This window comes from Serratia sp. BNK-23 (genome assembly GCF_047456145.1).
GTDB lineage: Bacteria > Pseudomonadota > Gammaproteobacteria > Enterobacterales > Enterobacteriaceae > Serratia > Serratia nematodiphila.
Map to the genome: position 1 here is coordinate 3872832 of NZ_CP179900.1, position 22806 is coordinate 3895637.

Below are 22806 nucleotides of genomic sequence, written 5' to 3' on the forward strand. Positions count from 1 at the left end.
AAAACAACAAAAAATCGCCGGGGGAACGGCGCAGAATTTGTGGGTTGGCACAATTCAGTCGTGCATCAGCATGCCGATATACAACCGCAGAGCATCGGTTAATTGATTGATTTTCATGCCGGTTATCGCCTCGATGCGCTGCAGGCGATAACGCAGGGTATTGACGTGAATATGCAGCTGCGCGGCGGTCTGCGTCTGATCACAATTCTGCGAAAAATAGTGGCGCAGCGTGCTGCGCAGCACGCCTTTTTCGTCCTGTTCGCCCAGCGTTCGCCAGGGGCGCCCCAGCTCTTGCGCACGCCAGTCCTCTCCCAGATCGCACAGCAGCGACGGCAGCGGATAGTCGTGGTAGAACAGCGTGGCGTGACGCAATTTCAGGCGTTGCGCCATCGCCTGGGTGGCGCGCGCTGTCAGGCTGGAGCGGTAGGCGCTTTGCGGATCGTCGTAGAAACCGCCGACGATCAGCCGCACCCGAAAGCGGTGCTTGAGCTGGTTTTGCAGACGCTGCGCCTGTTGGCGCTCCAGCTTCAGGCTCCACTCGCCTTGCGCCATGCTGGCCGGGCGCAGCAGGGTCATTTCATTGAAGCCGGTAATGGCGATCAACGCGTCGCGCTGGGTGGCCTCCAGCTCAGCCAGCAGTTCGCGCAGCAGGTGCGGCTGCGCCTCTTGCAGTTCGACGATCCAGACGATGCGCGCCTGGCGCAGATCCAATCCCAGATACGCCGCCATCGCCTCCAGCGACGCGGTGTTCGGCTGCGGCTGCAGCAGCTGATTCGCCAGCTCTTCCCGGTAGCGTTTTTCCCACTGGTGCTGATCCAGCAGCGCCGCCTGCTCCACCATCATCTCCGCCGCCATCTTGACCAGCTCGGCGTAGGCGCGCACCTCGGCCGGCTCGCCGGAAATGCCGATCACCCCCACTCGCTGATTACGAAAGCTGAACGGCAGGTTGATGCCAGGCCGCACCCCTTTCAGATGCTCGGCGGTGGCGCGATCGATCTCCACCACCCGATTCTCCGCCAACGCCAGCACCGCGCCCTCATGGCGCTGAAACAGACGCTGCGGATTGCCGGAGGCGATGATCACGCCGTTGCTGTCCATCACGTTGACGGAATGGCTGATGATGCCCATCGCCCGCTGGACGATCTGGCGCGCGGTGGCTTCCGCCAGAAGAGTGGTTTGTCTGAGCATGCCCGGCTCCCTGCTGAGGGTGAAAACGCAGGCTTGTTATACGCCATTTGGCGCGGGCGATTAACGGGCACGGTTGCAACAAGCCGCCGCGATCACAATTTAACGGGAAAACGGCAAAAAAAAACGCCGGGCCACGGGCCCGGCGTCATGCACGATGCGCTTGCGATCAACCGAGGATGGTCGCCAGCTCTGCGCTCACTTCGGCCACCTTGCGGGTGCCGTCGATTTTGCGGTATTGGGTGTTGCCCGCTGCCGCTTCTTTGCTGTAGTAAGAGATCAGCGGCGCGGTCATCTGATGGTATTCCACCAGACGCTTGCGCACGGTCTCTTCCTGATCGTCCTTGCGCGTGGTCAGCTCTTCGCCGGTCACGTCGTCTTTGCCTTCCACCTGCGGCGGATTGAATTTCACGTGGTATACGCGGCCGGATGGCGCGTGCACGCGGCGGCCAACGATGCGGTCAACGATCAGCTCATCCGGCACGTCGAACTCCAGCACGAAGTCCACGTTGATGCCGGCTTCTTTCATCGCGTCAGCCTGCGGAATGGTGCGTGGGAAACCGTCCAGCAGGAAGCCCTTGCGGCAATCTTCCTGAGCGATGCGCTCTTTGACCAGCGCGATCACCAGCTCATCGGTCACCAGCTTGCCGGCGTCCATGATCTCTTTCGCCTGCTTGCCCAGTTCACTGCCGGCCTTCACGGCTGCGCGCAACATATCACCGGTGGAGATTTGCGGAATGCCGTATTTCTCCATGATGAATTGAGCCTGAGTACCTTTACCAGCGCCCGGAGCGCCCAGCAGAATGATACGCATTGCGTAAATCCCCTTGCTATGTAGTTTTTATAAAATTGCGAAAACGCTCAACGATACCATTTCAGGGGGGGCAGGCTCAAGGCGCGCGAAGGAAATCGATTGCGGAATGTGCAAAAAAACCGACGAACAAAAGGCGAGAAAAGGCGGGGAAAAACCGAAAATGCGCCCCTAACGGTGCCGTTAAGGGCGCATATCTTCAACTTTAGGCGGACAGCAACTTGTTCATGCGGCGGATGAACAGGTTCGGATCCTCCAGCGTGCCGCGTTCAGCCAGCAGCGCCTGATCCAATAACAGGTCGATCCATTCGGCGAAATGTTCGTTATCGCCCACGTCAGATGCGCGTTTGACCAGAGCATGTTCCGGATTAAGCTCGAAAATGTACTTCACTTCCGGCGCCTGCTGACCGGCGGCGGCGAACAGCTTGGCCATCTGAGTGCTCATTTCGTCGGCGTCGGTCACCACGATCGCCGGCGTATCGGTCAGGCGGTGCGTCAGGCGCACATCCTTCACGCGATCGCCCAGCAGGGTTTTCACGCGTTCGATGAACGGTTCCAGTTGCTTCTCGGCGGCCTTCTGCTCTTCGGTTTCATCCGCCAGTTTATCCAGCGCTTCATCCGCCTTGCTGACCGACTGGAACGGCTTGCCGTCGAACTCGGTCAGGTAGCTCATCATCCACTCGTCGATGCGATCAGACAGCAGCAGCACTTCGATGCCTTTCTTGCGGAACAGCTCCAGGTGCGGGCTGCTCTTGGCCGCGGCGTAGCTGTCGGCGGTGATGTAGTAAATCTTCTCCTGCCCTTCCGCCATGCGGCCGACGTATTCTTCCAGCGATACGGTCTGCGCCGAGCTGTCACCGTGGGTAGAGGCGAAGCGCAGCAGTTTGGCGATCGCTTCCTGGTTACCGTTGTCTTCCGCCGGGCCCTCTTTCAGCACCAGACCGAACTGCTGCCAGAATTTCTGGTAGCCTTCGGCGTCGTCTTTGGCCAGCTTATCCAGCATCTGCAACACGCGCTTGGTCAGCGCGCCGCGCAGGTTTTGCGTCACGCGGCTGTCTTGCAGGATCTCGCGCGATACGTTCAGCGGCAGATCGTTGGAGTCGATCAGGCCGCGCACGAAGCGCAGGTAGTTCGGCATGAACTGCTCGGCGTCGTCCATGATGAACACGCGCTGCACATACAGCTTCAGGCCATGCTTGTGATCGCGGTTCCACATGTCCCACGGCGCCTGCGCCGGGATGTACAGCAGGCTGGTGTATTCCTGCTTGCCCTCCACCCGGTTGTGGCTCCAGCTCAGCGGATCGGTGAAGTCGTGGGCGATGTGTTTGTAGAACTCTTTGTACTCTTCGTCGGTCACGTCAGCCTTGCTGCGAGTCCACAGGGCCTGCGCCTTGTTGATCTTCTCCCAGGTGACGGTATCGTCTTCTTCGTTCTTGCTTTCGATCTCCACCGGCAAAGCGATGTGATCGGAATATTTGCCGATCACCGAGCGCAGGCGCCAGGCGTCGAGGTACTCATCTTCGCCTTCGCGCAGATGCAGGGTGATTTCGGTGCCGCGGGTCTCTTTGGTGATGTCGGCGATGGTGTAGTCGCCTTCGCCGGCGGACTCCCAGAACACGCCCTCGTCATCGGCGGCGCCGGCGGCGCGGGTGCGCACGGTCACTTTGTCCGCCACGATGAACGCCGAGTAGAAACCGACGCCGAACTGACCGATCAGTTGGCTGTCTTTCGCCTGATCGGAACCGATGGATTCCAGGAACGCTTTAGTGCCTGACTTGGCGATGGTGCCGAGGTTTTCAATCACTTCTTCGCGGCGCATGCCGATGCCGTTGTCGGCGATGGTCAGGGTGCGCTGCTCTTTATCGAAGGACAAACGTACGCGCAGCTCGCCGTCGCCGGCATACAGCTCCGGCGCGGACAGAGCGCGGAAGCGCAGCTTGTCGGCGGCGTCAGAGGCGTTGGAAATCAGCTCACGCAGGAAAATTTCTTTGTTGGAGTACAGCGAATGGATCATCAAATGAAGCAGCTGTTTTACTTCAGACTGGAACCCGCGGGTTTCTTGACCTTTCATACTCATTGATTACCTCAAAAGACAATGGCTACCAAAATCGAACAATGAGGATCAGATGAGGGTCAGGGTGTTGTTTTTCAAGCGGACGGCGGGATTTTTTTGGCAAAAAACAATGGGGCCGGGCGGCCCCATCCGGGAAAACATCAGAACTTGATGGCGTGGCGCCCGGCCAGCGAATGCGACAGCGTGGTGCCATCGACCATCTCCAGCTCGCCGCCCACCGGCACGCCGTGGGCGATGCGGCTGGCGAGCACGCCATACTGGCCGCACATCTCGGCGATGTAGTTGGCGGTCGCCTCCCCTTCCACAGTCGGGTTGGTGGCGAGGATCACTTCGGTGATGCTTTCCTTTTCCAGCCGTTGCTCCAGGCGATCCAGACCGATATCGCCCGGCCCGATGCCGTCCAGCGGCGACAGATGCCCCATCAGCACAAAGTAGCGCCCGGCGAACTGGCCGGTCTGCTCGATGGCGTGGATATCCGCCGGGCTTTCCACCACGCAAATCTGGCCGTTTTGCTGGCGGCGCGGATTGGCGCAGATGGTGCAGACGTCCTGTTCGGTGAAGGTGCGGCAGTCGGCGCAGTGGCCAATCTCCGACATCGCGCGCGTCAACGCCTGCGCCAGGCGCATGCCGCCGCTGCGATCGCGCTGCAGCAGTTGAAACGCCATGCGCTGCGCCGATTTCGGGCCGACGCCCGGCAAACAGCGCAGCGCCTCCATCAGGGATTCAAGGAGCGGGCTGGTTTGCATCAGAACGGCATCTTGAAGCCAGGCGGCAACTGCATGCCGCTGGAGACGGAGGCCATTTTCTCTTTCTGAGTCTCTTCGATGCGGCGCGCGGCGTCGTTAAACGCCGCGGCGATCAGATCTTCCAGCATCTCTTTGTCGTCTTCCATCAGGCTAGGATCGATCTCCACGCGGCGGCAGTTGTGCGCGCCGTTGATGGTGACTTTCACCAGGCCCGCGCCGGATTCGCCGGTCACTTCCAATTTGGCGACTTCTTCCTGCATCTGCTGCATTTTTTCTTGCATTTGCTGGGCTTGCTTCATCAGGTTGCCCAGACCGCCTTTACCAAACATAGTCGTCTCTCGTCGCTAGGGCCGCGCACCTCGCGCGGCGTTTAAAGGGGGCGAATACTCTCTTCATCCAGATCCGCGTCGAAGAATCGGCGCAGCGTCTGAATGTTGGTATCCGCTTCGATGGACTGGCGCGCCTGCGCCAGTTTTTCTTCATAGATGGCTTGTCGCCACTCCAGCGGGGTGCGCCCCGCCGGATTATCGTCCTCCACCACGGTCAGCTCAATCGGGCCGCCGTACAGCTCACCGAGCGCGTCGGCCAGCGTCTTCTGCGCCGAAGGCGAATTCAGATGGCGCTGCGAAGACCGCAGATGGAGGTTAATTTTGCCCGGCTCCGGCTGCTGCTTGAAGGCGTTCAACGCCAGCTGCTGCACCAATTTCGGGATCTTCAGCTTATCGATTTCTGCCGCCCAGGCGTCGCGCTCCAGCGACTCCACCACCAGCTTGGCGGCCAGCTCCGGCGTTTTCTCATGTTCCAACGCCGTGCGCAGCGCTTTCGGCGTCGCCAGCGGTTCCGGCGCCGCTTCCGGCTCGGTTTGCGCGCGCCAGCGATAAGCTTCCGGTTTCGCCGGTTTTTCCGGCACCTTCTTCTCCGCCAGGCGCTGCTGGCTGCGCTCGGTCACCGAAGCCAAACGCCCCAGCGCCGAGTTTGCCGGCCGCGCTATTCCTGGCGCCGCCGGCTCATTCTTTTTTGGTGTGGATGCTCCCTGCTGCCGTTGCAGCTGGGACCGCGCTTTCAACAGCTGGGCGGTGGCATCCGGTAAAGGAGTCGATGATTGTCGCTGCGGCGCGGCCGGCTGCCCTAGCGGCGGCGGCGCGTCCTGAAACTGCGGCGGCTGTGGCGATGCGGCGGCCTGCGGCTGCGCCATCGGCGCCGGCGCGGTCTGCACCAACGCCACCGGCTCCGGGATCACCGCTTTCGGGTGAAACGCCAGCGCGCGCAGCAGGGTCATCTCAACCCCCATGCGGCGATCCGGCGCATAGGCCAGCTCTTTGCGGCCCACCAACAGCGTCTGGTAATAAAGTTGCACATCGGCCGGCGGCAGGGTGCGCGCCAGCTCGCGCAGCCGTTGCTCCACGGCGGCGTATTGGTTGTCGAGCATCGAAGGCAACAGCTGCACCATCGCAATGCGATGCAGCAGCGCCAGCGTCTCCACCAGCAAGTTTTCCCAGTCCACACCGCGCGAAGCGGCCTGCGCGACCTGCGCCATCACCTTTTCACCGTCGGCGCTGACCAGCGCTTCGAGGATCGCCAGCGGCTGCTCGTCATCGAGCGTGCCGAGCATCTGGCTGACGGTGGCGGCGGTCACCTGCCCCTGCCCCATGGCGATCGCCTGATCGGTCAGGCTCAGCGCGTCGCGCATGCTGCCATCGGCGGCGCGCGCCAGCAGCTGCAGCGCGCGGGCGTCGCTGGTGATCTGCTCCGCCGTCAGCACCGTTTCCAGCTGCTGACGGATCTGATCGACGTCCAGCGCTTTGAGGTGGAACTGCAGACAGCGCGAGAGAATGGTCACCGGCAGCTTTTGCGGATCGGTGGTGGCTAACAGGAATTTGACGTGCGGCGGCGGCTCTTCCAGCGTCTTCAGCAACGCGTTGAAGCTGTGGCGCGAGAGCATGTGCACTTCGTCGATCAGGTAGACCTTGAAGCGGCCGCGCGCCGGCGCGTACTGGACGTTGTCCAGCAGATCGCGGGTATCTTCCACCTTGGTTCGGGAAGCGGCGTCGATCTCGATCAGATCGACAAAGCGCCCCTGCTCGATCTCGCGGCAGTTGTCGCATTGGCCACATGGCGTGGCGGTGATGCCGGTTTCACAGTTCAGGCCTTTGGCCAGCAAGCGGGCGATGGTGGTTTTTCCCACGCCGCGCGTGCCCGAGAACAGATAGGCGTGATGGATCCGCCCCAGTGAGAGGCCGTTGGCCAGCGCGGTCAGGACATGTTCCTGGCCGACCACGTCTGCGAACGTTTGAGGGCGCCACTTACGGGCGAGAACCTGATAGCTCATTAATACCGGAGAAGTCGAGGAATCTGGAGGGTCATGCTAACACAGCCCCGCGGCGATCCGCGAGGCCGTTGTGCCCGAGGGGCGATGCCGCATCAATGACCGGCGAAATCCACCAGGCAGTAGCAATCGATGCCCAGCTTGTTCAGACGCGCTTCCCCGCCCAGATCCGGCAGGTTGATGATGAACGCGGCATCGTTCACTTCACCGCCCAGGCGGCGGATCAGTTTGGTGGTCGCTTCGATGGTGCCGCCAGTCGCCAGCAGATCGTCCACCACCAGCACTTTGTCACCCGCGGTGATGGCATCGGTGTGGATCTCCAGCTTGTCGGTGCCGTACTCCAGCTCATAGCTTTCGCTGAGCGTGGCGCGCGGCAGTTTGCCCGGTTTGCGCACCGGCACGAAACCGACGCCCAATGCCAGCGCGACGGGCGCGCCGAACAGGAAACCACGCGCTTCGGTACCCACCACCTTGGTCACGCCCGCTTCGCGATAGCGCTCAACCAGCAGCTCGATGCTGGCCGCGTAGGCCAACGGATTTTCCAGCAGGCTGGTCACGTCGCGGAACAGGATGCCCGGCTTCGGATAATCCGGGATGGTTTTGATACTGTCTTTAATAAACTGAAGCTGCTGCGCAGTAGCGGTCATAATTGTTGCCTGATAAAACTGCCTGAAAACCGGCGCGCCGCTCACCCGCCGCCCCCGGGAGAAACACACCGGAGAAGAAATGGCAGGCGATCCGCGCACGAAAACGCCCAAATCTATGCAAACTGGCGGACAAATGCAACCAGCGGCGCACAATCAGCGCTGTTTTTGTTGCGGCAGGTCAATAACCGGCAGACGCAGCATAAAGGTCAGCAAAATGGCCAGCATCAGCAGCAACAACCCGCGCACCCACCAGATTTTCACCAGCCACAGCGAACAGGCGAAGGTCAGCACGATCACCAGCACCGCCTTCCACTTCGCCCCCGGCGGCAGCGCGCGATGCTGCTGCCAGTGGCGCAGGTAAGGGCCGAACCAGGAACGGTGCAGCAGCCAGTGATGAAAGCGCGGCGAAGAGCGGGCGAAACACCAGGCGGCCAACAGCAGGAACGGCGTGGTCGGCAGCAGCGGCAGCACCACGCCCAACGTCGCCAGCACCACCGCCAGCCAGCCCAAAATGATCAATAACCCACGCGTCATGCGGCTCTTCGCTCCTCAATCGGTTGCGGCTTACTGTAGCATCGGCGCCGCGCCGGCGGAATATGCATGCGGCGCTTGTTTCACAGCAGCATCGCGGGCAAGCTTACGCCTGTTGAAATCAAGAGGGAGCTTATGTGAGCACTCAGCGTCTATTACAGGTGTTGGCACAGCAGATCGCGGCGCTGGCGGCCGAAGTGACCCCGCGCGGCGACGTTCCGATCCCGCAGGCGCGCTTCGACGCCGCCCTGTTCGCCAATCGCGGCACGCGGCTGCGCGACTACCTGGCCGAGGTGGAGAAGAATTTCGCCCAGCTGCAAAGCGCCGCCAACGACAACCGCACCAGCCAGGTGGCCTTTCTGGCCGAAAAACTGGTGGCTCAGATCGCCGCCCTGCAGCGCGAGCTGGCGACCCAGGCGCTGCGGCGCAAGAACCAGCCGAAAGAAGCCCCCGAGGCCGATCTGTACCACAAGCTGGCCGAACATCAGGACTACGAACGCCGGCTGATCGCCATGATTCAGGATCGGGAAAGCCTGCTCGGCCGCCAAACCACGCTGGCGGCGCAGCAAAAACTGCAGCACGAGCTGGCGGCGCTGGAGGGGCGGCTGATGCGCTGTCGTCAGGCGTTGGCGCGCATCGAGCGCAATATCGAGCGCAAAGAAAACGGTTTTTGAAGATTTATCACAATATTTTAATGATTATTCCCGGTTGTGCGCCGGGTTCACTATACTCTGCCGGTATGCGAGTTATTCATCCCATTAATTAATAAGCGCAGGTGCTATGTCTCTGGAAAACGCCTCACCCGAACTGCAGCTGGCGGTAGACTTGATTTACCTGCTGGAATGCAACGAGATCGATCCGGTCACCGCACTGGCGGCGCTGGATATCGTCAAACGGGATTATCAGGAAAAGCTGCAGCGCGCCGGCGTCACCTCTCCCTACCTGCCTGCCGGACAGTAACCGGGGACAGCGCCGCTGTCCCTTCCGCCTTTCATTGCTTATCCGCCGCCGTCTGGTCGCCGTCGTCCGGCGACAGCGTTCTTTTCACTTCCTGCACTTCATTGCCCTGCTGGTTATGCAGATACACCTCCAGCTGATTGAAGGCGATGTCGATGTCGTTTTCCCGGCACAGGCGGTCGATTGAGCGATTCAGTTCGTCCACCGTGTAGCTGCGATCGCGCAGTTCGCGCACATAGAGCCGCAGTTCGTGATCCAGCGTGCTGGCGCCGAAGTTGAGGAAGAACACCTGCGGTTCGGGATCGGTCATCACCCGCGGATTGTCGTGCGCCGCCTGCAGCAACACCTTTTTCACCTTATCGAGATCGGAGCCGTAGGCCACGCCGACCTTGATCAGCACGCGAGTGATGGTGTCGGATAGCGACCAGTTGATCAGCCGCTCGGTGACGAACGCCTTGTTCGGAATGATCACCTCTTTGCGATCGAAGTCGGTAATGGTGGTGGCGCGAATGCGGATCTTGCTGACCGAACCGGAGAAGGTGCCGATGGTGATGGTATCGCCGATGCGGATCGGGCGTTCGAACAGAATGATCAGGCCGGAGACGAAGTTGGCGAAGATCTCCTGCAACCCGAAGCCCAGCCCGACCGTCAGACCGGCGGCCAGCCATTGCAGTTTGTCCCAGGAGACGCCGAGCGATCCCAGCGCAATCACGGCGCCCACGGCGGTAATCAGGTAAGTGAGCACGGTGGTGATGGCGTAAGACGCCCCCTGCCGCAGCTGCAGCCGCGACAGCACCACCACCTCCAGCAGACCAGGCAAGTTGCGGGTGAGCACGTAGGCGACGATCACTGCGGCGATCGCCACCATCATGTTGCCCAGCGTCACCGCCTGCGACACGCTGCTGCCCGCCACGGTACTGGTGTAATGCCACAGCGTGATGCTGTCCAGATAAGCGATGACCGTCACCAGATCCGACCAAATGGCATAGAAGGCGCTGGCGAAGATGGCGAACAGCACCAGGGTGGTCAGGCGCAGCGACTGCTGGTTGATCTGATCGAGCGCCAGCGGCGGCTCTTCCACCACCGGTTCACCGCCTTCGGCTCCTTCTTTCGCCACGTTTTGCCGCCGCGCCAACGCGCGCCGGTAGGCCAGACGCCGCGCCGCCACGCTCAGGCCACGCAGCGCGGTCAGGTACACGATATTCCACAGGAAAAACAGATACAGGCTGTCTATCCAGCGGCTGGCCAGTCGCAGCGTGGTATAGAAGTAACCGGCGAACATCAGCCCCAGCAGGATCAGCGGCGTGGCGGCTATGGCAGTAACCACCATCAGCCGCACGGCGTGCGAGCCCTTTTCGCGCCAGCTGTCGCGACACAGCGGGAACACCAGCACCGCGAGCAGCGCCAGCGTCAGCATCACCACGATCTGGCCGATAACGTCTTCCACCAGGCGCAGCGGCGCTTTTTCGCCCAATACCGACCAGAAGATCAGCGGCTGCAGCGCCAATCCCAGCCGCAGCGTCTGCCGGCGGTAATGCGCGCACAGATTGGCGCCGAAGTTGAAATGCCGCTCGGCAATGCCACCCGGTTTCAGCATCCGATAGCTGAAGCCGAACACCAGCCACGACAGCGCCAGCTGCTGCGACAATGCCCAGATAAAGTCGCTGATGCCGAAATCGGCGCGATACATCCAGAAACCGACGCCGAGCAGCAGCGCGGCGCCGGGCAATACCTTCAGCAAGGTCAGCGCGATAGCCTTCGGCGTATGCAGTTGGCCGTCGCGCTTCAGTTGCCCCACATCGCTGGCCAGCTTTTGTAAATGGCCGTCGATCAGCCGGTAGCGCCAGCGCAATACCCCGATCGCCAACAGCATCGGGATCAGGAACACCAGCGCATTCAACCCGCCCTGCACCAGCTTGCCGCCGTCGAATTTGATATCTAGCCCGGCAAGCTGATCGCGCACCGCCTCTGGCATCGCCTTCAGCCACGCCAGATCGACCGGCTTGTTGCTGTTGACCCAGAAGATCTGCTGGGTCAGCGTATCCTGCAACGAACCGTAGACGCTGGTCAGCTGCTGCTGATTGATCTGCAGGTTGATCGACAGCGACAGCTGGTTGCTGAGCTGTTTGTTCAGCTGATCCAACAGCTCGCGGCGCATGTCGACGATCTCGTTCAACGCGTCGATCACTTCCGGGCCGGCCTTTTCCTTGCTTTCGGCCACCAGCTGGTTGATGTAATCCTCCCCCTTGAACAGATCGTCGCGTTGCTGATTGATATCGAACTGCTCCAGCCGCAAATCGGCGATGCGCGTGTCCATATCCGCCAACAGCGTGCCCTGCGGCAGGCTCTGCTGCTGCTGATACAGGATGCGCGACAGCACCAGGCTGCCCTTCAGCACCTGGATCTGCTCTTTCAGGTTACGCTCCGCCTGCAGCCCGCGATCGAGCCAGTTTTTGACCCGAATATTCTGCTGGAACAGGGTGTTGCTCTCTTCGGTGGCGGCAATCAGCCGCTGGCTCAGCTGGCGGTTGACGTCCAGCTGCTTGCTGACCAGCTGATCGTGCTGGATATCGGTGGCGTCTTCCGGGTTCTGCGCCTCTTTGGCGGTCTTTTCAGACAGCGTCAACCGCTTGCTGTTGACGATCTCCTGCAGCAACTGCACTGACTTATCCAGCGCGTCGATATGCGCCGTGGTGTAGTCGCGCTGCTTTTGCAGCAGATCCTGCAGCGTGGTATTGGCTTCCAGGCTCTTGCGCTGCAGCTCCAGCTGCGCATTGAGCAGCGCCTGCTCGGTGCTCAGCATCACCTGTTGACTGTTGCGCAGCGAATCTTGCCCCGGCGTCTGGCCGCTGAGCTGGCTGCGGATCTCCTGCAGGCGCTGCGAGGCGGCGTACATGGTGCTTTGTACCCGCTCGGGCTGGGTTTGCAGCGACACCAGTTGGCTGTTGTAGGTGGAGAGGCTCTCCTGCGCGCTTTGCAGCTCGTCGAGCGTTTGATACAGCCGGCTTTCCAACTGGCGCAGCGACAACGGCAACAGCGCAGCGCGCGCCGCCGCATTGTCCACCGGCTGCTTCAGCGCATCCAGTTCGGCAGTGACCTGATTGAGCTTCGCCGGCGCCTGCTGCACCTGCTGTTTAAGCTGCGCGGCGTCTTGCCGGTTGCGCTCGAGGGCGTCCAGCAGCTCCAGCGTGCGGGTTAAATCCTGTTGGGACAGCTTTTCGACCGGCGTCAGGGCTTTTTGCTTGCTCAGCGTTTCCAGCTGGCTTTGCACTTCGCTGCGCTGCGGCAGATCGCCGTTCAGCGCCGCCTGTGTCGGCAAGCTCAGCGCGCAAATCAGGAAAAGAAGTGTCGCGGCGGCGATGCGCCGCCGGCATGCGCCGACAAACGAGCGCGGCGCCAGAGAGGGCAGAGTCAACCAGCGATGCATGATTTAGCTTCGGAATCGGTTAAGAAGCCTGAAGATTATCACGACAGCCGGCAGGCAACGAACAACAAAAGCGTTGCCGGTGATGTCCCATTGTCGCGAAATCAGAAAGTCAGCACTTTCTCCGCCGCCAGCGTCCACTGCGCCAGCTCGACCAGCGTGCCGATCGCCACGCCGTCCGCCAGCGGCAAGCGGCTGACGCCGCGCGCGTCGGCGCAGGTCTTGCACAGCTTGACCGGCACCTGCTGCGCGGTGAGGATTTCCAGCATCTGCTGCAGGTGGTACCCCTCGTGCGGCTGCTGCCCGGCCAACCCGGCCACCACCGCATCGGACATCAGAAACAGCCGCAGATCGAGACTGCTCTGCTGCTCTTTCATGGCGATGGCCAACCGCAGCGCATTGAACAAGGATTCGTGGCCATAGGCGGCGCCATTGGCGATGAGAACGACTGATGACATGAAATCTCTCCTTATAAAGGCAGGGAGCCGGCGTTGGGCGGTGCTGCCGTCGGCATATCGGATCTGAGGCGCAAGGTGGGGCAAAACTGCAGCATCTCCAAAAACGCATCCACCAGCGCTTCGGCTTCGGCCCGCAAATCGAAACTTTCCGGCATAAACAGCCAGTTTTCCAGCAGGCCGGTGATATAACCGCGCAGGATGATCGCCGCGCGACGAGTGTGCAGATCGGCCGGCAATTGCCCGTGGTGAATGCAGTTGTACAGCACCGCTTCGATGCGTTCGTAACCGGCGAGGTACAGCACCTTGCGCGAATCCAGCAGCGGCATCATTTCACCGACAAACTCGCATTTGTGGAATATAATTTCCATCAACGCCCGCCTGCGGCCGTCTTCAACCGTAGACGTCAGAACGTAAATCAGAATTTCCCGGATAACCCGCAGTGGATTATCGGGAAACTTTGCCTGATACTCTGTTTCGAGCTGGTCAATTTTCGGCTCGGTAGATTCCCAAACTTCATTAAACAGGTCTACCTTATTCTTGAAGTGCCAGTAAATGGCTCCACGCGTAACCCCAGCAGCGGTGGCAATATCTGTCAGTGACGTTGCAGCAACGCCACGTTCAGAGAACTCTCTCACCGCAGCATCGAGGATTTGCTGTCGGGTTTCTTGCGCCTGCTGTTTGGTTTTTCGTGCCATGGCATTGTTATTTAGGGGGAGTGTGATTTACATACATTCGCGAATGTATGTACCATAGCACGCACATATAATTAACGCAGCAATGGGTTTTAAAGCTTGTGATCCATTGATCATTTTGAAATCGGACACTTGAGGTTTTTCTATGAACAAAAACAGAGGGTTAACGCCTCTGGCGGCCGTTCTGATGCTTTCAGGCAGCTTAGTGCTAACAGGATGTAACGATAAAGAAACCCAACAGCAAGGTGCCCAACAACAGGCACCTGAAGTGGGCGTAGTCACCTTGAAGGCCGAGCCTCTCAACATCACTACCGATCTTCCTGGCCGCACCGCTGCGTATCGTATCGCCGAAGTTCGCCCTCAGGTCAGTGGCATCATCCTGAAGCGCAACTTCGTCGAAGGCAGCGATATCAAGGCCGGGACGTCTCTGTACCAAATCGATCCCGCAACCTATCAAGCCAGCTACGACAGCGCGAAAGGCGATTTGGCCAAAGCACAGGCCAGCGCTTCCATCGCACGCGTGACGGTAAACCGCTACAAGCCATTGCTGGGTACCAGCTATATCAGTAAGCAGGACTACGACAACGCCGTCTCCACACTGCAGCAAGCGGATGCCGCCGTGGTGGCCGCCAAGGCCGCCGTGGAAACCGCGCGCATTAATCTGGCGTACACCAAAGTGACCTCCCCGATCTCCGGCCGCATCGGCAAATCTGCCGTGACCGAAGGCGCGCTGGTCAGCAACGGCCAGGCGACCGCCCTGTCCACCGTGCAGCAGCTGGATCCGATGTATGTCGACGTCACCCAGTCGAGCACCGACTTCCTGCGCCTGAAGCAAGAACTGGCCAGCGGCGCGCTGAAGCAGGAAAACGGCAAGGCCAAGGTGAAACTGATGCTGGAAAACGGCACCGAATATGCGCAGGAAGGCACGCTGGAATTCTCTGACGTCACCGTCGATGAGACCACCGGCTCCATTACCATTCGCGCCCTGTTCCCTAACCCGAACGATACGCTGTTGCCTGGCATGTTCGTGCGCGCCCGTCTGGACGAAGGCGTACGCAGCGATGCGTTGCTGGTGCCTCAACAGGGCGTCACCCGCAACCCGCGCGGCGACGCGACGGCGTTGGTGGTAGGGGCAGACAACAAAGTTGAGCTGCGCACGCTGAAGGCGGACCAGGCGATTGGCGACAAATGGCTGGTTACCGATGGCCTGAAAGCCGGCGATCGCGTGATCGTCTCCGGCCTGATGAAAGTGCATCCGGGCGCGCAGGTAAAAGTGCAGGAAGTTGACACTCAGGCGCAAAAACAGCCGCAGTCTGAAGCGCAGAAGTCATAAAAAGGAGCCTGTAATACATGGCTAAGTTCTTTATAGACCGCCCAATTTTCGCCTGGGTAATCGCCATCATCGTCATGTTGGCGGGGGTGCTTGCAATAATGAAACTGCCCATCGCGCAGTATCCCACTATTGCACCGCCGGCGGTGAGTATTTCCGCCAACTACCCGGGCGCAGATGCCAAAACGGTGCAGGATACCGTCACACAGATTATCGAACAGAACATGAACGGTATCGATAACCTGATGTACATGTCCTCCACCAGTGATTCCTCTGGTAGCGTCACCATTACCCTGACGTTTGAATCCGGCACCGATCCTGACATCGCGCAGGTTCAGGTTCAGAACAAACTGTCGTTGGCCACCCCGCTGCTGCCGCAAGAAGTTCAGCAACAGGGCCTGAAAGTAGAAAAATCCAGCAGCAGCTTCCTGATGGTGGCCGGCTTCGTTTCCGACGATCCGAACATGACGCAGGACGATATTGCGGACTACGTGGCGTCCAACATCAAGGATCCGATCAGCCGTTCGTCCGGCGTGGGTGAAGTGCAGCTGTTCGGTGCCCAGTACGCGATGCGTATCTGGCTGGATCCGAACAAGCTGAACAACTACCAGCTGACGACCACGGACGTGACCTCCGCCATCACCGAGCAGAACAACCAGATCGCCGCTGGCCAGCTGGGCGGCCTGCCGCCGGTGCCGGGGCAGCAGTTGAACGCCTCGATCATCGCGCAGACCCGTCTGACTTCGCCGGAAGAGTTCGGCAAGATCCTGCTGAAGGTGAATACCGACGGTTCCCAGGTGCGCCTGCGCGACGTCGCTCACATCGAGCGCGGCGCGGAAAGTTATGCCGTTACCGCACGTTATAACGGCAAGCCTGCCGCCGGCCTGGGTATCAAACTGGCAACCGGCGCCAACGCCTTGAACACCGCCAAAGGTGTGAAAGACGAGCTGGCCAAGATGGCGCCATTCTTCCCGCAAGGGATGAAAGTGGTTTATCCGTACGACACCACCCCGTTCGTTAAAATCTCCATCAACGAAGTGGTGAAAACGCTGATCGAAGCCATCATCCTGGTGTTCCTGGTGATGTATCTGTTCCTGCAGAACTTCCGCGCGACGCTGATCCCAACCATCGCGGTGCCGGTAGTACTGTTGGGGACCTTTGCGATACTCGCGGCGTTCGGCTTCTCGATAAACACCCTGACGATGTTCGGCATGGTGTTGGCGATCGGCCTGCTGGTAGATGACGCCATCGTGGTGGTGGAAAACGTCGAGCGCGTCATGTCCGAAGAGGGGCTGCCGCCGAAAGAAGCCACCCGTAAATCGATGGGCCAGATCCAGGGCGCGCTGGTGGGCATCGCCATGGTGCTGTCAGCGGTATTCGTGCCGATGGCGTTCTTTGGCGGCTCAACCGGCGCCATCTATCGCCAGTTCTCGATCACCATCGTGTCCGCGATGGCGCTGTCGGTGCTGGTGGCCTTGATCCTGACGCCGGCGCTGTGCGCCACCATGCTCAAACCGATCCCGAAAGGCGATCACGGGGTTAAAACAGGCTTCTTCGGCTGGTTTAACCGCATGTTCGAGAAAAGCACGCATCACTATACCGACAGCGTGGGCAACATCCTGCGCAGCACCGGTCGCTATCTGATCATCTACCTGCTGATCGTGGTTGGCATGGGCCTGCTGTTCCTGCGCCTGCCTTCCTCGTTCCTGCCGGACGAAGATCAGGGCATCCTGTTGACCATGGTGCAGTTGCCTGCCGGCGCCACCGAGTCCCGCACCAACAAAGTGCTGGAAGAAGTCTCTGACTACTTCCTGAACAAGGAAAAGGACAACGTGGTTTCGGTGTTTACCGTCGCGGGCTTCGGCTTCAACGGTAACGGCCAGAACAACGGCCTGGCATTCGTCAGCCTGAAAGACTGGGGCGAGCGGCCGGGGGCCGGGAACAAGGTAGAAGCGATCGCCGGTCGCGCCATGGGCGCCTTCTCGCAGATTAAAGAAGGCCTGGTGTTCCCGTTCAACCTGCCGGCGATTATCGAACTCGGTACCGCAACCGGCTTCGACTTCGAGCTGATTGACCAGGGCGGCCTGGGGCACGAAAAACTGACCGAAGCGCGTAACCAGCTGTTGGGCATGGTTGCTCAGCATCCGGATGTGCTGGTGGGCGTGCGCCCGAACGGCCTGGAAGATACGCCGCAGTTCAAACTGATCGTCGATCAGGAGAAAGCCAAGGCGTTGGGCGTCAGCATCACCACCATTAACAGCACGCTGAGCACCGCGCTGGGTGGCTCGTACGTCAACGACTTCATCGACCGCGGTCGTGTGAAGAAGGTGTACGTACAGGCCGAAGCGCCGTTCCGCATGCTGCCGGAAGACATCAACAAGTGGTACGTGCGCGGTACCAGCGGCCAGATGGTGCCATTCTCCGCCTTCTCTTCGGCGAAATGGGAATACGGCTCACCGCGTCTGGAACGCTATAACGGCTTGCCGTCGATGGAAATTCTGGGCCAGGCCGCACCGGGCAAGAGTACCGGTGAAGCGATGAACCTGATGGAGCAACTGGCGTCCAAACTGCCAAGCGGCATCGGTTACGACTGGACCGGCATGTCCTATCAGGAACGTCTGTCGGGCAACCAGGCGCCGGCGCTGTACGCCATCTCGATTCTGGTGGTGTTCCTGTGTCTGGCGGCGCTGTATGAAAGCTGGTCCGTGCCGTTCTCGGTCATGCTGGTATTGCCGCTGGGGGTTATCGGTGCGTTGTTGGCCGCGACGATGCGCGGCATGAACAACGACGTGTACTTCCAGGTAGGGTTGCTGACCACCATTGGTCTATCGGCGAAGAACGCCATCCTGATCGTGGAATTCGCCAAAGACCTGATGGAAAAAGAAGGCAAAGGCCTGATCGAGGCGACATTGGAAGCAGTGCGTATGCGTCTGCGTCCAATCCTGATGACGTCCCTGGCCTTCATCCTCGGGGTTCTGCCGCTGGTTATCAGCAGCGGCGCAGGCTCCGGCGCACAGAACGCGGTAGGTACCGGCGTAATGGGCGGGATGATCACCGCGACCGTATTGGCGATCTTCTTCGTACCGGTGTTCTTCGTGGTGGTTCGCCGCCGCTTCAGCAAGAAGAACGAAGACCTGGAACACAGCCACCCGGTAGAGCACCACTGATCGCTCAGTGATGTGAGCTCCACCCGATAATCGAAAAGGCCGCGCATGCGGCCTTTTTCTTTTGCTTCAGTTGCTTAATGCAAACCGTTCTCATTAATTCGCTCGTGAGTGCAATTTACGCTTGATCATGATGCCAGGTCGGCGCATAATTATTGTTATAGTATAACATTACACGAGAGAGCCATTATGAAACCCGGCATCCATCCCGATTATCGCACCGTGGTGTTCCACGACGTCAGCGCCAATGCCTACTTCAAAGTGGGATCGACCATCAAAACCGATCGCACTATCGAACTGGACGGCGAAAGCTGGCCGTATGTCACCCTCGACGTCTCTTCCGCTTCGCATCCGTATTACACCGGTAAGCAGAAAGACTATTCCAAAGAAGGCAGCACGGCGCGCTTCCAGCAGCGCTTTGGCCGCTTTATCGGCAATAAGTAACAAGGAAACCCCATGCAGGTATTGAGTTCATTGCGTTCGGCGAAAAATCGCCATCCGGATTGCAAAGTCGTGCGTCGTCGTGGCCGCATCTATGTGATCTGTAAAAGCAATCCGCGATTCAAAGCGGTACAGGGACGTAAGAAAAAGCGTTAACTCCCAAGTGTCATCTGTCGCAAAGCCCCGTTGCTGCTCAACGGGGCTTTTTTTATGGCGAGAAAGTGCCTGCAAGCTGTCCCCCACCCGCGGGCGGGGGGCATAGATTACTTCATGCTACTCAGCAACGTGTCGACATTGTGTTTGAAAGCCTGCTCATAGGTGGCCGCCGGACCACCGGCGCGGGAGAGCGCTTCAGGGTACAGCTCGCCGCCCGCCTTGGCGCCGGTGGCGGCGGCAATCTGCTTCACCAGCCGCGGATCGGTCTGGTTTTCGATAAAGTAAGCGTTAACCTTCTCCTGTTTAATCTGCTTAATCAGGCTCGCCACGTCGCTGGCGCTGGCTTCCGCTTCGGTGGAAAATCCGACCGGGGCGAGGAAGGTGACGCCATACTCTTGTCCAAAGTAGCCAAAGGCATCATGGCTGGTCAGCACCTTGCGTTTCTGCGGCGGCACTGCGGCGAACTGGTTTTTGGCCCACAGGTCCAGCTTTTGCAGCTGCTGAATGTATTCCGCGCCGCGCTGGCGGAAATAGTTGGCATCTTCAGGATCGGCGGCGATCAGGGCGTTCATCACGTTGGTGGCGTACTGCACGCCGTTTTTCATGCTGTTCCAGGCGTGAGGATCGGTAATCGGTTTGCCATCCTCTTCCATCTGGCGGGTGTTGATGCCCTGTGAAGCGATGATCACCTGCCCTTTATAACCCGAAGCATTGACCAGGCGATCGATCCACCCTTCCAGCCCCAGGCCGCTGACGAATACCACATCAGCCTGAGCCAGCTTCTTGCCGTCCTGCGGTGAAGGCTCGAAACTGTGCGGATCGCCATCCGGCCCCACCAGCGTGCTGACCTTGACGTGATCGCCGCCCACCTGCTTGACGATATCTCCGAGAATGGAAAAGCTGGCGACGGCGTCGACGGTCTTCGCCATCGCCAATGGGCTGGCCAGCAGAGCAGCTACCGCCAGCGATATAGGTAAACGTTTCATATTTTCTCCTTGCAAATGGCACTTCTCAACGGCGCGCAAAGGCGTAAATGCCTCCGCGCGTTCCAAACAGGATCGAGACAAAAAAGAGGATGCTGGCGCTGAGCACGATCGCCGGGCCGGCGGGAAGCGAAGCGTGATAGGACCACACCAGCCCAATCAGACTGGAAAGCGCGCCGATGCCCATCGCCGTCGCCAGCGTCTGCGGCAGATTGCGCGCCCAGAAGCGCGCGCTGGCGGCGGGCAACATCATTAACCCAACCGACATCAGGGTGCCGAGGATCTGGAATCCCGCCACCAGATTGACCACCACCAGCGCCAAAAACAGGCCGTGGATCAGCGCCAACCGGCGCGGCGCGTTAACGCGCAGGAAAGTGACGTCGAAGGATTCGATAACCAGCGCGCGGTACAGCGCCGCCAGCGCCAGCAGCGAAACCGAGGCGATAGCACCGACCATCAGCATCGCCTGCGCATCCACCGCCAGGATCGAACCGAACAACACGTGCAGCAGATCCACGCTGGAACCGCGCAGCGAGACCAGCGTGACCCCCAACGCCAGTGAGCCCAGATAGAATCCGGCGAAGCTGGCGTCCTCTTTCAGCGGCGTGCGGCGGCTCACCAGGCCGGATAGCATCGCTACCGCCAGCCCGGCAATAAAGCCACCCACGCCCATCGCCATCAGCGACATACCGGAGATCAGATAGCCGATCGCCGCGCCCGGCAACACCGCGTGTGACAAGGCATCCCCTACCAGGCTCATGCGGCGCAGCAGCAGAAACACGCCCAGCGGGGCGGCACTGAGCGACAACGCCAGGCACGCCATGAGCGCGCGGCGCATAAAACCGAAAGAGAGGAAAGGATCGATAAGCGCATGCCACAGCATCATGGCGCCACCGCCCGCAGATCCGGCTGCCGTTCGGCGGCGTGATACCTCGGCACCTGCTCCAGCACCCGCTCGGCCGCGCCCCAGTGGCAAGCCTGCGGCGTCAGCAACAGCGCCTGCGGAAAATGCTCGGCAACCATCGACATATCGTGCAGCACGGCGATCACCGTTCTCCCCTGCCGGTGCAGCTGCGCAATCACCTGCAGCAAAATTTGCGTGGTGGCGCTGTCGATGCCGGTAAAAGGTTCATCCAGCAGGATCAGCGGCGCCTGTTGGACCAGCAGGCGCGCAAACAATACCCGCTGCAGCTGGCCGCCGGAGAGCTCGCCCACCGGGCTGTGCGCCAGCACACTCATGCCGACGCTCGCCAGCGCCTCATTAACCTGGCTCGCCGCATGCTGGTTCATACCGCCGAACATGCCGCTTTGCGGCCAACATCCCATCGCCACCAGATCGCTTACCGCGATCGGGAACTGCCGATCCAGCTCCGCCTGCTGCGGTAAGTAAGCTCTGCGCGGCGGCTTTCCGCCGCTGAAATTCAGGCTGCCGCCCATCGGCGGCAACAAACCGGCGAGCGTTTTCAGCAATGTCGATTTTCCGGCCCCATTGACGCCCACCACCGCGGTTAACGAGCCGGCGGTAAACTGCCCGCTCAGCGGTGGAAAAAGCGGCGTGGCGCCATAGCCTAGCACCAGCTGACGCAGGATGATCATGGCAGCGATACCGCCCAAAAGATGCCGAGCCACAGCAGAGCCAGCAGCACAACGGCCCCCGCACAACGCGCGGCGGCGGAGGTGGTGAACAACGAATTCAGTGACGACGCGGCGCCATGTCGTGAAGTGGGAATCAATGTGATGACCAAAATGATGGATAAGAGTTATAATATAACATCACAACAACTACCGTAGCTCAAGCTATGGCGCGACAATAATGCAACGGAACGTAACAATCCCTCGCACAGCGGATCTCCCCCCGCCCCCTTACAAAACCCAGGGATATTTCCATTCGGTTGGAATGTTGGCGTAAGGTAAAGAACAGCGGTAAATCGAAAAATTTACCGACGAGGGCGGAAAAGGAGTAAGATAAGCAGATAACATTGTTGTTGGCCGAGATTAATGCTTGTTACCCTTGCCTGTAACCTGGACGTCAACGCACTTTCTGTTAAAAAATTAAAGAAAGTGGTTCATGACAATATTGCGGAGTTAGTGCCGGCGCTGACCAGCGGACTCAGCTTTTATTCTGAAAGCGCACGCTATGCCGAAGATTCATTAGAAATACTTGATATAGTGCAGCAAGGTGACAGCGATTATTCAATGAGTTATCGTTATAAGTGGGGCATTTTTAATGCCTGCCTGGATATCAACAGCGAAGATATCATCAACGACAGCGTCCGGTTTCGAGTGACGGCGCGGGGTTTAATCTTCGACATCATTGATAACTCACGCCCATCAACTGCGGATGAATTGTAAGTTTAAGTAATAACTACAGGCCAAACGCGAAAAAATGATTTATATTCATTTTACGGGAAGTTTATTTAACCACCGTTAAGCTGCCTCCGTTCATGATGTAAATCAGCTTACTCACATAGTGTTATCACACCGCAATTAAGACTTACGGAGGGGATGATATGGATGAGTATTCGCCTAAGCGACACGACATTGCTCAGCTCAAATTCTTGTGCGAAAATTTGTATGATGAAGGTATCGCTACCCTGGGAGACAGTCATCATGGGTGGGTCAACGATCCGACGTCCTCCGTCAACCTGCAGCTTAATGAGTTGATCGAACATATCGCTTCGTTTGTGATGAGTTATAAAATTAAATACATGGACGAATCTGACCTGTCGGAGTTAGTCGAAGAATATCTCGACGATACCTATACGCTGTTCAGCAGCTATGGTATCAATGATTCCGACCTGCGCCGCTGGCAAAAAACCAAGGCGAGATTATTCAGAATGTTCTCAGGAGAGGACATCTGTACGACAATGAAAACTTAGGG

The 22806-nt window shown here is 59.4% G+C and carries 22 protein-coding genes and 1 other annotated feature; of the genes, 8 read left to right on the forward strand and 14 right to left on the reverse strand.

What is annotated here, in order from left to right; translation table 11 throughout:
• Positions 1–54: 54 nt before the first annotated feature.
• The 8 genes from ACMGF9_RS18425 to ACMGF9_RS18460 form a co-directional block, all read right to left on the reverse strand.
• On the reverse strand, positions 55–1188 hold the full coding sequence (locus tag ACMGF9_RS18425) for a sugar diacid recognition domain-containing protein (RefSeq protein ID WP_049188621.1): 1134 nt from the start codon (positions 1186–1188) through the stop codon (positions 55–57).
• 166 nt (positions 1189–1354) lie between these two features.
• Entirely contained in the window at positions 1355–1999 is a 645-nt protein-coding gene (adk, locus tag ACMGF9_RS18430; RefSeq protein ID WP_004940261.1) for an adenylate kinase, read from the reverse strand.
• Positions 2000–2201: 202 nt separating this feature from the next.
• The gene (gene htpG / locus ACMGF9_RS18435) at positions 2202–4067 is read right to left on the reverse strand and encodes a molecular chaperone HtpG (protein ID WP_004940262.1); all 1866 of its coding nucleotides are present in this window, start codon (positions 4065–4067) and stop codon (positions 2202–2204) included.
• A gap of 143 nt (positions 4068–4210) precedes the next feature.
• Positions 4211–4816 (reverse strand): recombination mediator RecR, encoded by a 606-nt coding sequence (gene recR / locus ACMGF9_RS18440; RefSeq protein ID WP_004940263.1) that lies wholly within the window; start codon positions 4814–4816, stop codon positions 4211–4213.
• Positions 4816–5145 carry a YbaB/EbfC family nucleoid-associated protein gene (locus ACMGF9_RS18445; protein WP_004940264.1) on the reverse strand — a complete coding sequence of 110 codons (330 nt, stop codon included), beginning with the start codon at positions 5143–5145 and terminating at the stop codon, positions 4816–4818. The genes recR and ACMGF9_RS18445 overlap by 1 nt, the downstream gene beginning before the upstream one ends.
• A gap of 41 nt (positions 5146–5186) precedes the next feature.
• Positions 5187–7145 (reverse strand): DNA polymerase III subunit gamma/tau, encoded by a 1959-nt coding sequence (gene dnaX / locus ACMGF9_RS18450; RefSeq protein ID WP_015376865.1) that lies wholly within the window; start codon positions 7143–7145, stop codon positions 5187–5189.
• Positions 5790–5854, reverse strand: a sequence feature (DnaX frameshifting element). Its footprint overlaps the gene before it by 65 nt.
• A gap of 92 nt (positions 7146–7237) precedes the next feature.
• Complete coding sequence (gene apt, locus ACMGF9_RS18455; RefSeq protein ID WP_015376864.1) at positions 7238–7789, reverse strand: adenine phosphoribosyltransferase; 552 nt, start codon at positions 7787–7789, stop codon at positions 7238–7240.
• A gap of 153 nt (positions 7790–7942) precedes the next feature.
• Positions 7943–8323 carry a DUF454 family protein gene (locus ACMGF9_RS18460; protein ID WP_004940275.1) on the reverse strand — a complete coding sequence of 127 codons (381 nt, stop codon included), beginning with the start codon at positions 8321–8323 and terminating at the stop codon, positions 7943–7945.
• 134 nt (positions 8324–8457) lie between these two features.
• On the opposite strand from ACMGF9_RS18460, the gene priC reads away from it, so the two are divergent.
• Both priC and rsmS read left to right on the forward strand, forming a co-directional pair.
• Positions 8458–8994: a primosomal replication protein PriC gene (priC, locus tag ACMGF9_RS18465; RefSeq protein WP_004940276.1), complete on the forward strand. Its 537-nt coding sequence runs from the start codon at positions 8458–8460 to the stop codon at positions 8992–8994.
• A gap of 106 nt (positions 8995–9100) precedes the next feature.
• A complete protein-coding gene (rsmS, locus tag ACMGF9_RS18470; protein ID WP_004940278.1) occupies positions 9101–9280 on the forward strand; it encodes a pleiotropic regulatory protein RsmS in 180 nt (59 codons plus the stop codon).
• A gap of 31 nt (positions 9281–9311) precedes the next feature.
• On the opposite strand, the gene mscK is transcribed toward rsmS, so the two are convergent.
• The 3 genes from mscK to acrR all read right to left on the reverse strand — a co-directional run bounded on the left by mscK (position 9312) and on the right by acrR (position 13854).
• Positions 9312–12704: a mechanosensitive channel MscK gene (gene mscK, locus ACMGF9_RS18475; RefSeq protein WP_118892384.1), complete on the reverse strand. Its 3393-nt coding sequence runs from the start codon at positions 12702–12704 to the stop codon at positions 9312–9314.
• Positions 12705–12805: 101 nt separating this feature from the next.
• Entirely contained in the window at positions 12806–13159 is a 354-nt protein-coding gene (locus ACMGF9_RS18480) for a DsrE/DsrF/TusD sulfur relay family protein (protein ID WP_004940282.1), read from the reverse strand.
• An 11-nt stretch (positions 13160–13170) separates the two neighbouring features.
• A complete protein-coding gene (gene acrR / locus ACMGF9_RS18485) occupies positions 13171–13854 on the reverse strand; it encodes a multidrug efflux transporter transcriptional repressor AcrR (protein ID WP_049810854.1) in 684 nt (227 codons plus the stop codon).
• 142 nt (positions 13855–13996) lie between these two features.
• Between acrR and sdeX the strand changes: the two genes are divergently transcribed.
• From sdeX to ykgO, 4 genes are all read left to right on the forward strand, one after another.
• Positions 13997–15184 carry a multidrug efflux RND transporter periplasmic adaptor subunit SdeX gene (gene sdeX / locus ACMGF9_RS18490; protein ID WP_015376861.1) on the forward strand — a complete coding sequence of 396 codons (1188 nt, stop codon included), beginning with the start codon at positions 13997–13999 and terminating at the stop codon, positions 15182–15184.
• Positions 15185–15201: 17 nt separating this feature from the next.
• Entirely contained in the window at positions 15202–18348 is a 3147-nt protein-coding gene (gene sdeY, locus ACMGF9_RS18495; RefSeq protein WP_015376860.1) for a multidrug efflux RND transporter permease subunit SdeY, read from the forward strand.
• Between the two features lie 186 nt (positions 18349–18534).
• On the forward strand, positions 18535–18789 hold the full coding sequence (locus ACMGF9_RS18500; protein ID WP_004940303.1) for a type B 50S ribosomal protein L31: 255 nt from the start codon (positions 18535–18537) through the stop codon (positions 18787–18789).
• A 12-nt stretch (positions 18790–18801) separates the two neighbouring features.
• Entirely contained in the window at positions 18802–18942 is a 141-nt protein-coding gene (gene ykgO, locus ACMGF9_RS18505) for a type B 50S ribosomal protein L36 (RefSeq protein WP_004940304.1), read from the forward strand.
• 107 nt (positions 18943–19049) lie between these two features.
• On the opposite strand, the gene ACMGF9_RS18510 is transcribed toward ykgO, so the two are convergent.
• From ACMGF9_RS18510 to ACMGF9_RS18520, 3 genes are read right to left on the reverse strand one after another with little or no spacing between them, the layout of a single operon-like run.
• On the reverse strand, positions 19050–19928 hold the full coding sequence (locus tag ACMGF9_RS18510) for a metal ABC transporter substrate-binding protein (protein WP_118892385.1): 879 nt from the start codon (positions 19926–19928) through the stop codon (positions 19050–19052).
• A 25-nt stretch (positions 19929–19953) separates the two neighbouring features.
• Positions 19954–20811 carry a metal ABC transporter permease gene (locus tag ACMGF9_RS18515; protein ID WP_273890174.1) on the reverse strand — a complete coding sequence of 286 codons (858 nt, stop codon included), beginning with the start codon at positions 20809–20811 and terminating at the stop codon, positions 19954–19956.
• A complete protein-coding gene (locus ACMGF9_RS18520) occupies positions 20808–21521 on the reverse strand; it encodes a metal ABC transporter ATP-binding protein (protein WP_118892386.1) in 714 nt (237 codons plus the stop codon). Before ACMGF9_RS18520 ends, ACMGF9_RS18515 begins: the two co-directional genes overlap by 4 nt.
• 402 nt (positions 21522–21923) lie before the next feature.
• On the opposite strand from ACMGF9_RS18520, the gene ACMGF9_RS18525 reads away from it, so the two are divergent.
• Complete coding sequence (locus tag ACMGF9_RS18525; protein ID WP_004940311.1) at positions 21924–22277, forward strand: hypothetical protein; 354 nt, start codon at positions 21924–21926, stop codon at positions 22275–22277.
• A 158-nt stretch (positions 22278–22435) separates the two neighbouring features.
• Entirely contained in the window at positions 22436–22804 is a 369-nt protein-coding gene (tomB, locus tag ACMGF9_RS18530; RefSeq protein WP_004940312.1) for an Hha toxicity modulator TomB, read from the forward strand.
• Positions 22805–22806 lie beyond the last annotated feature (2 nt).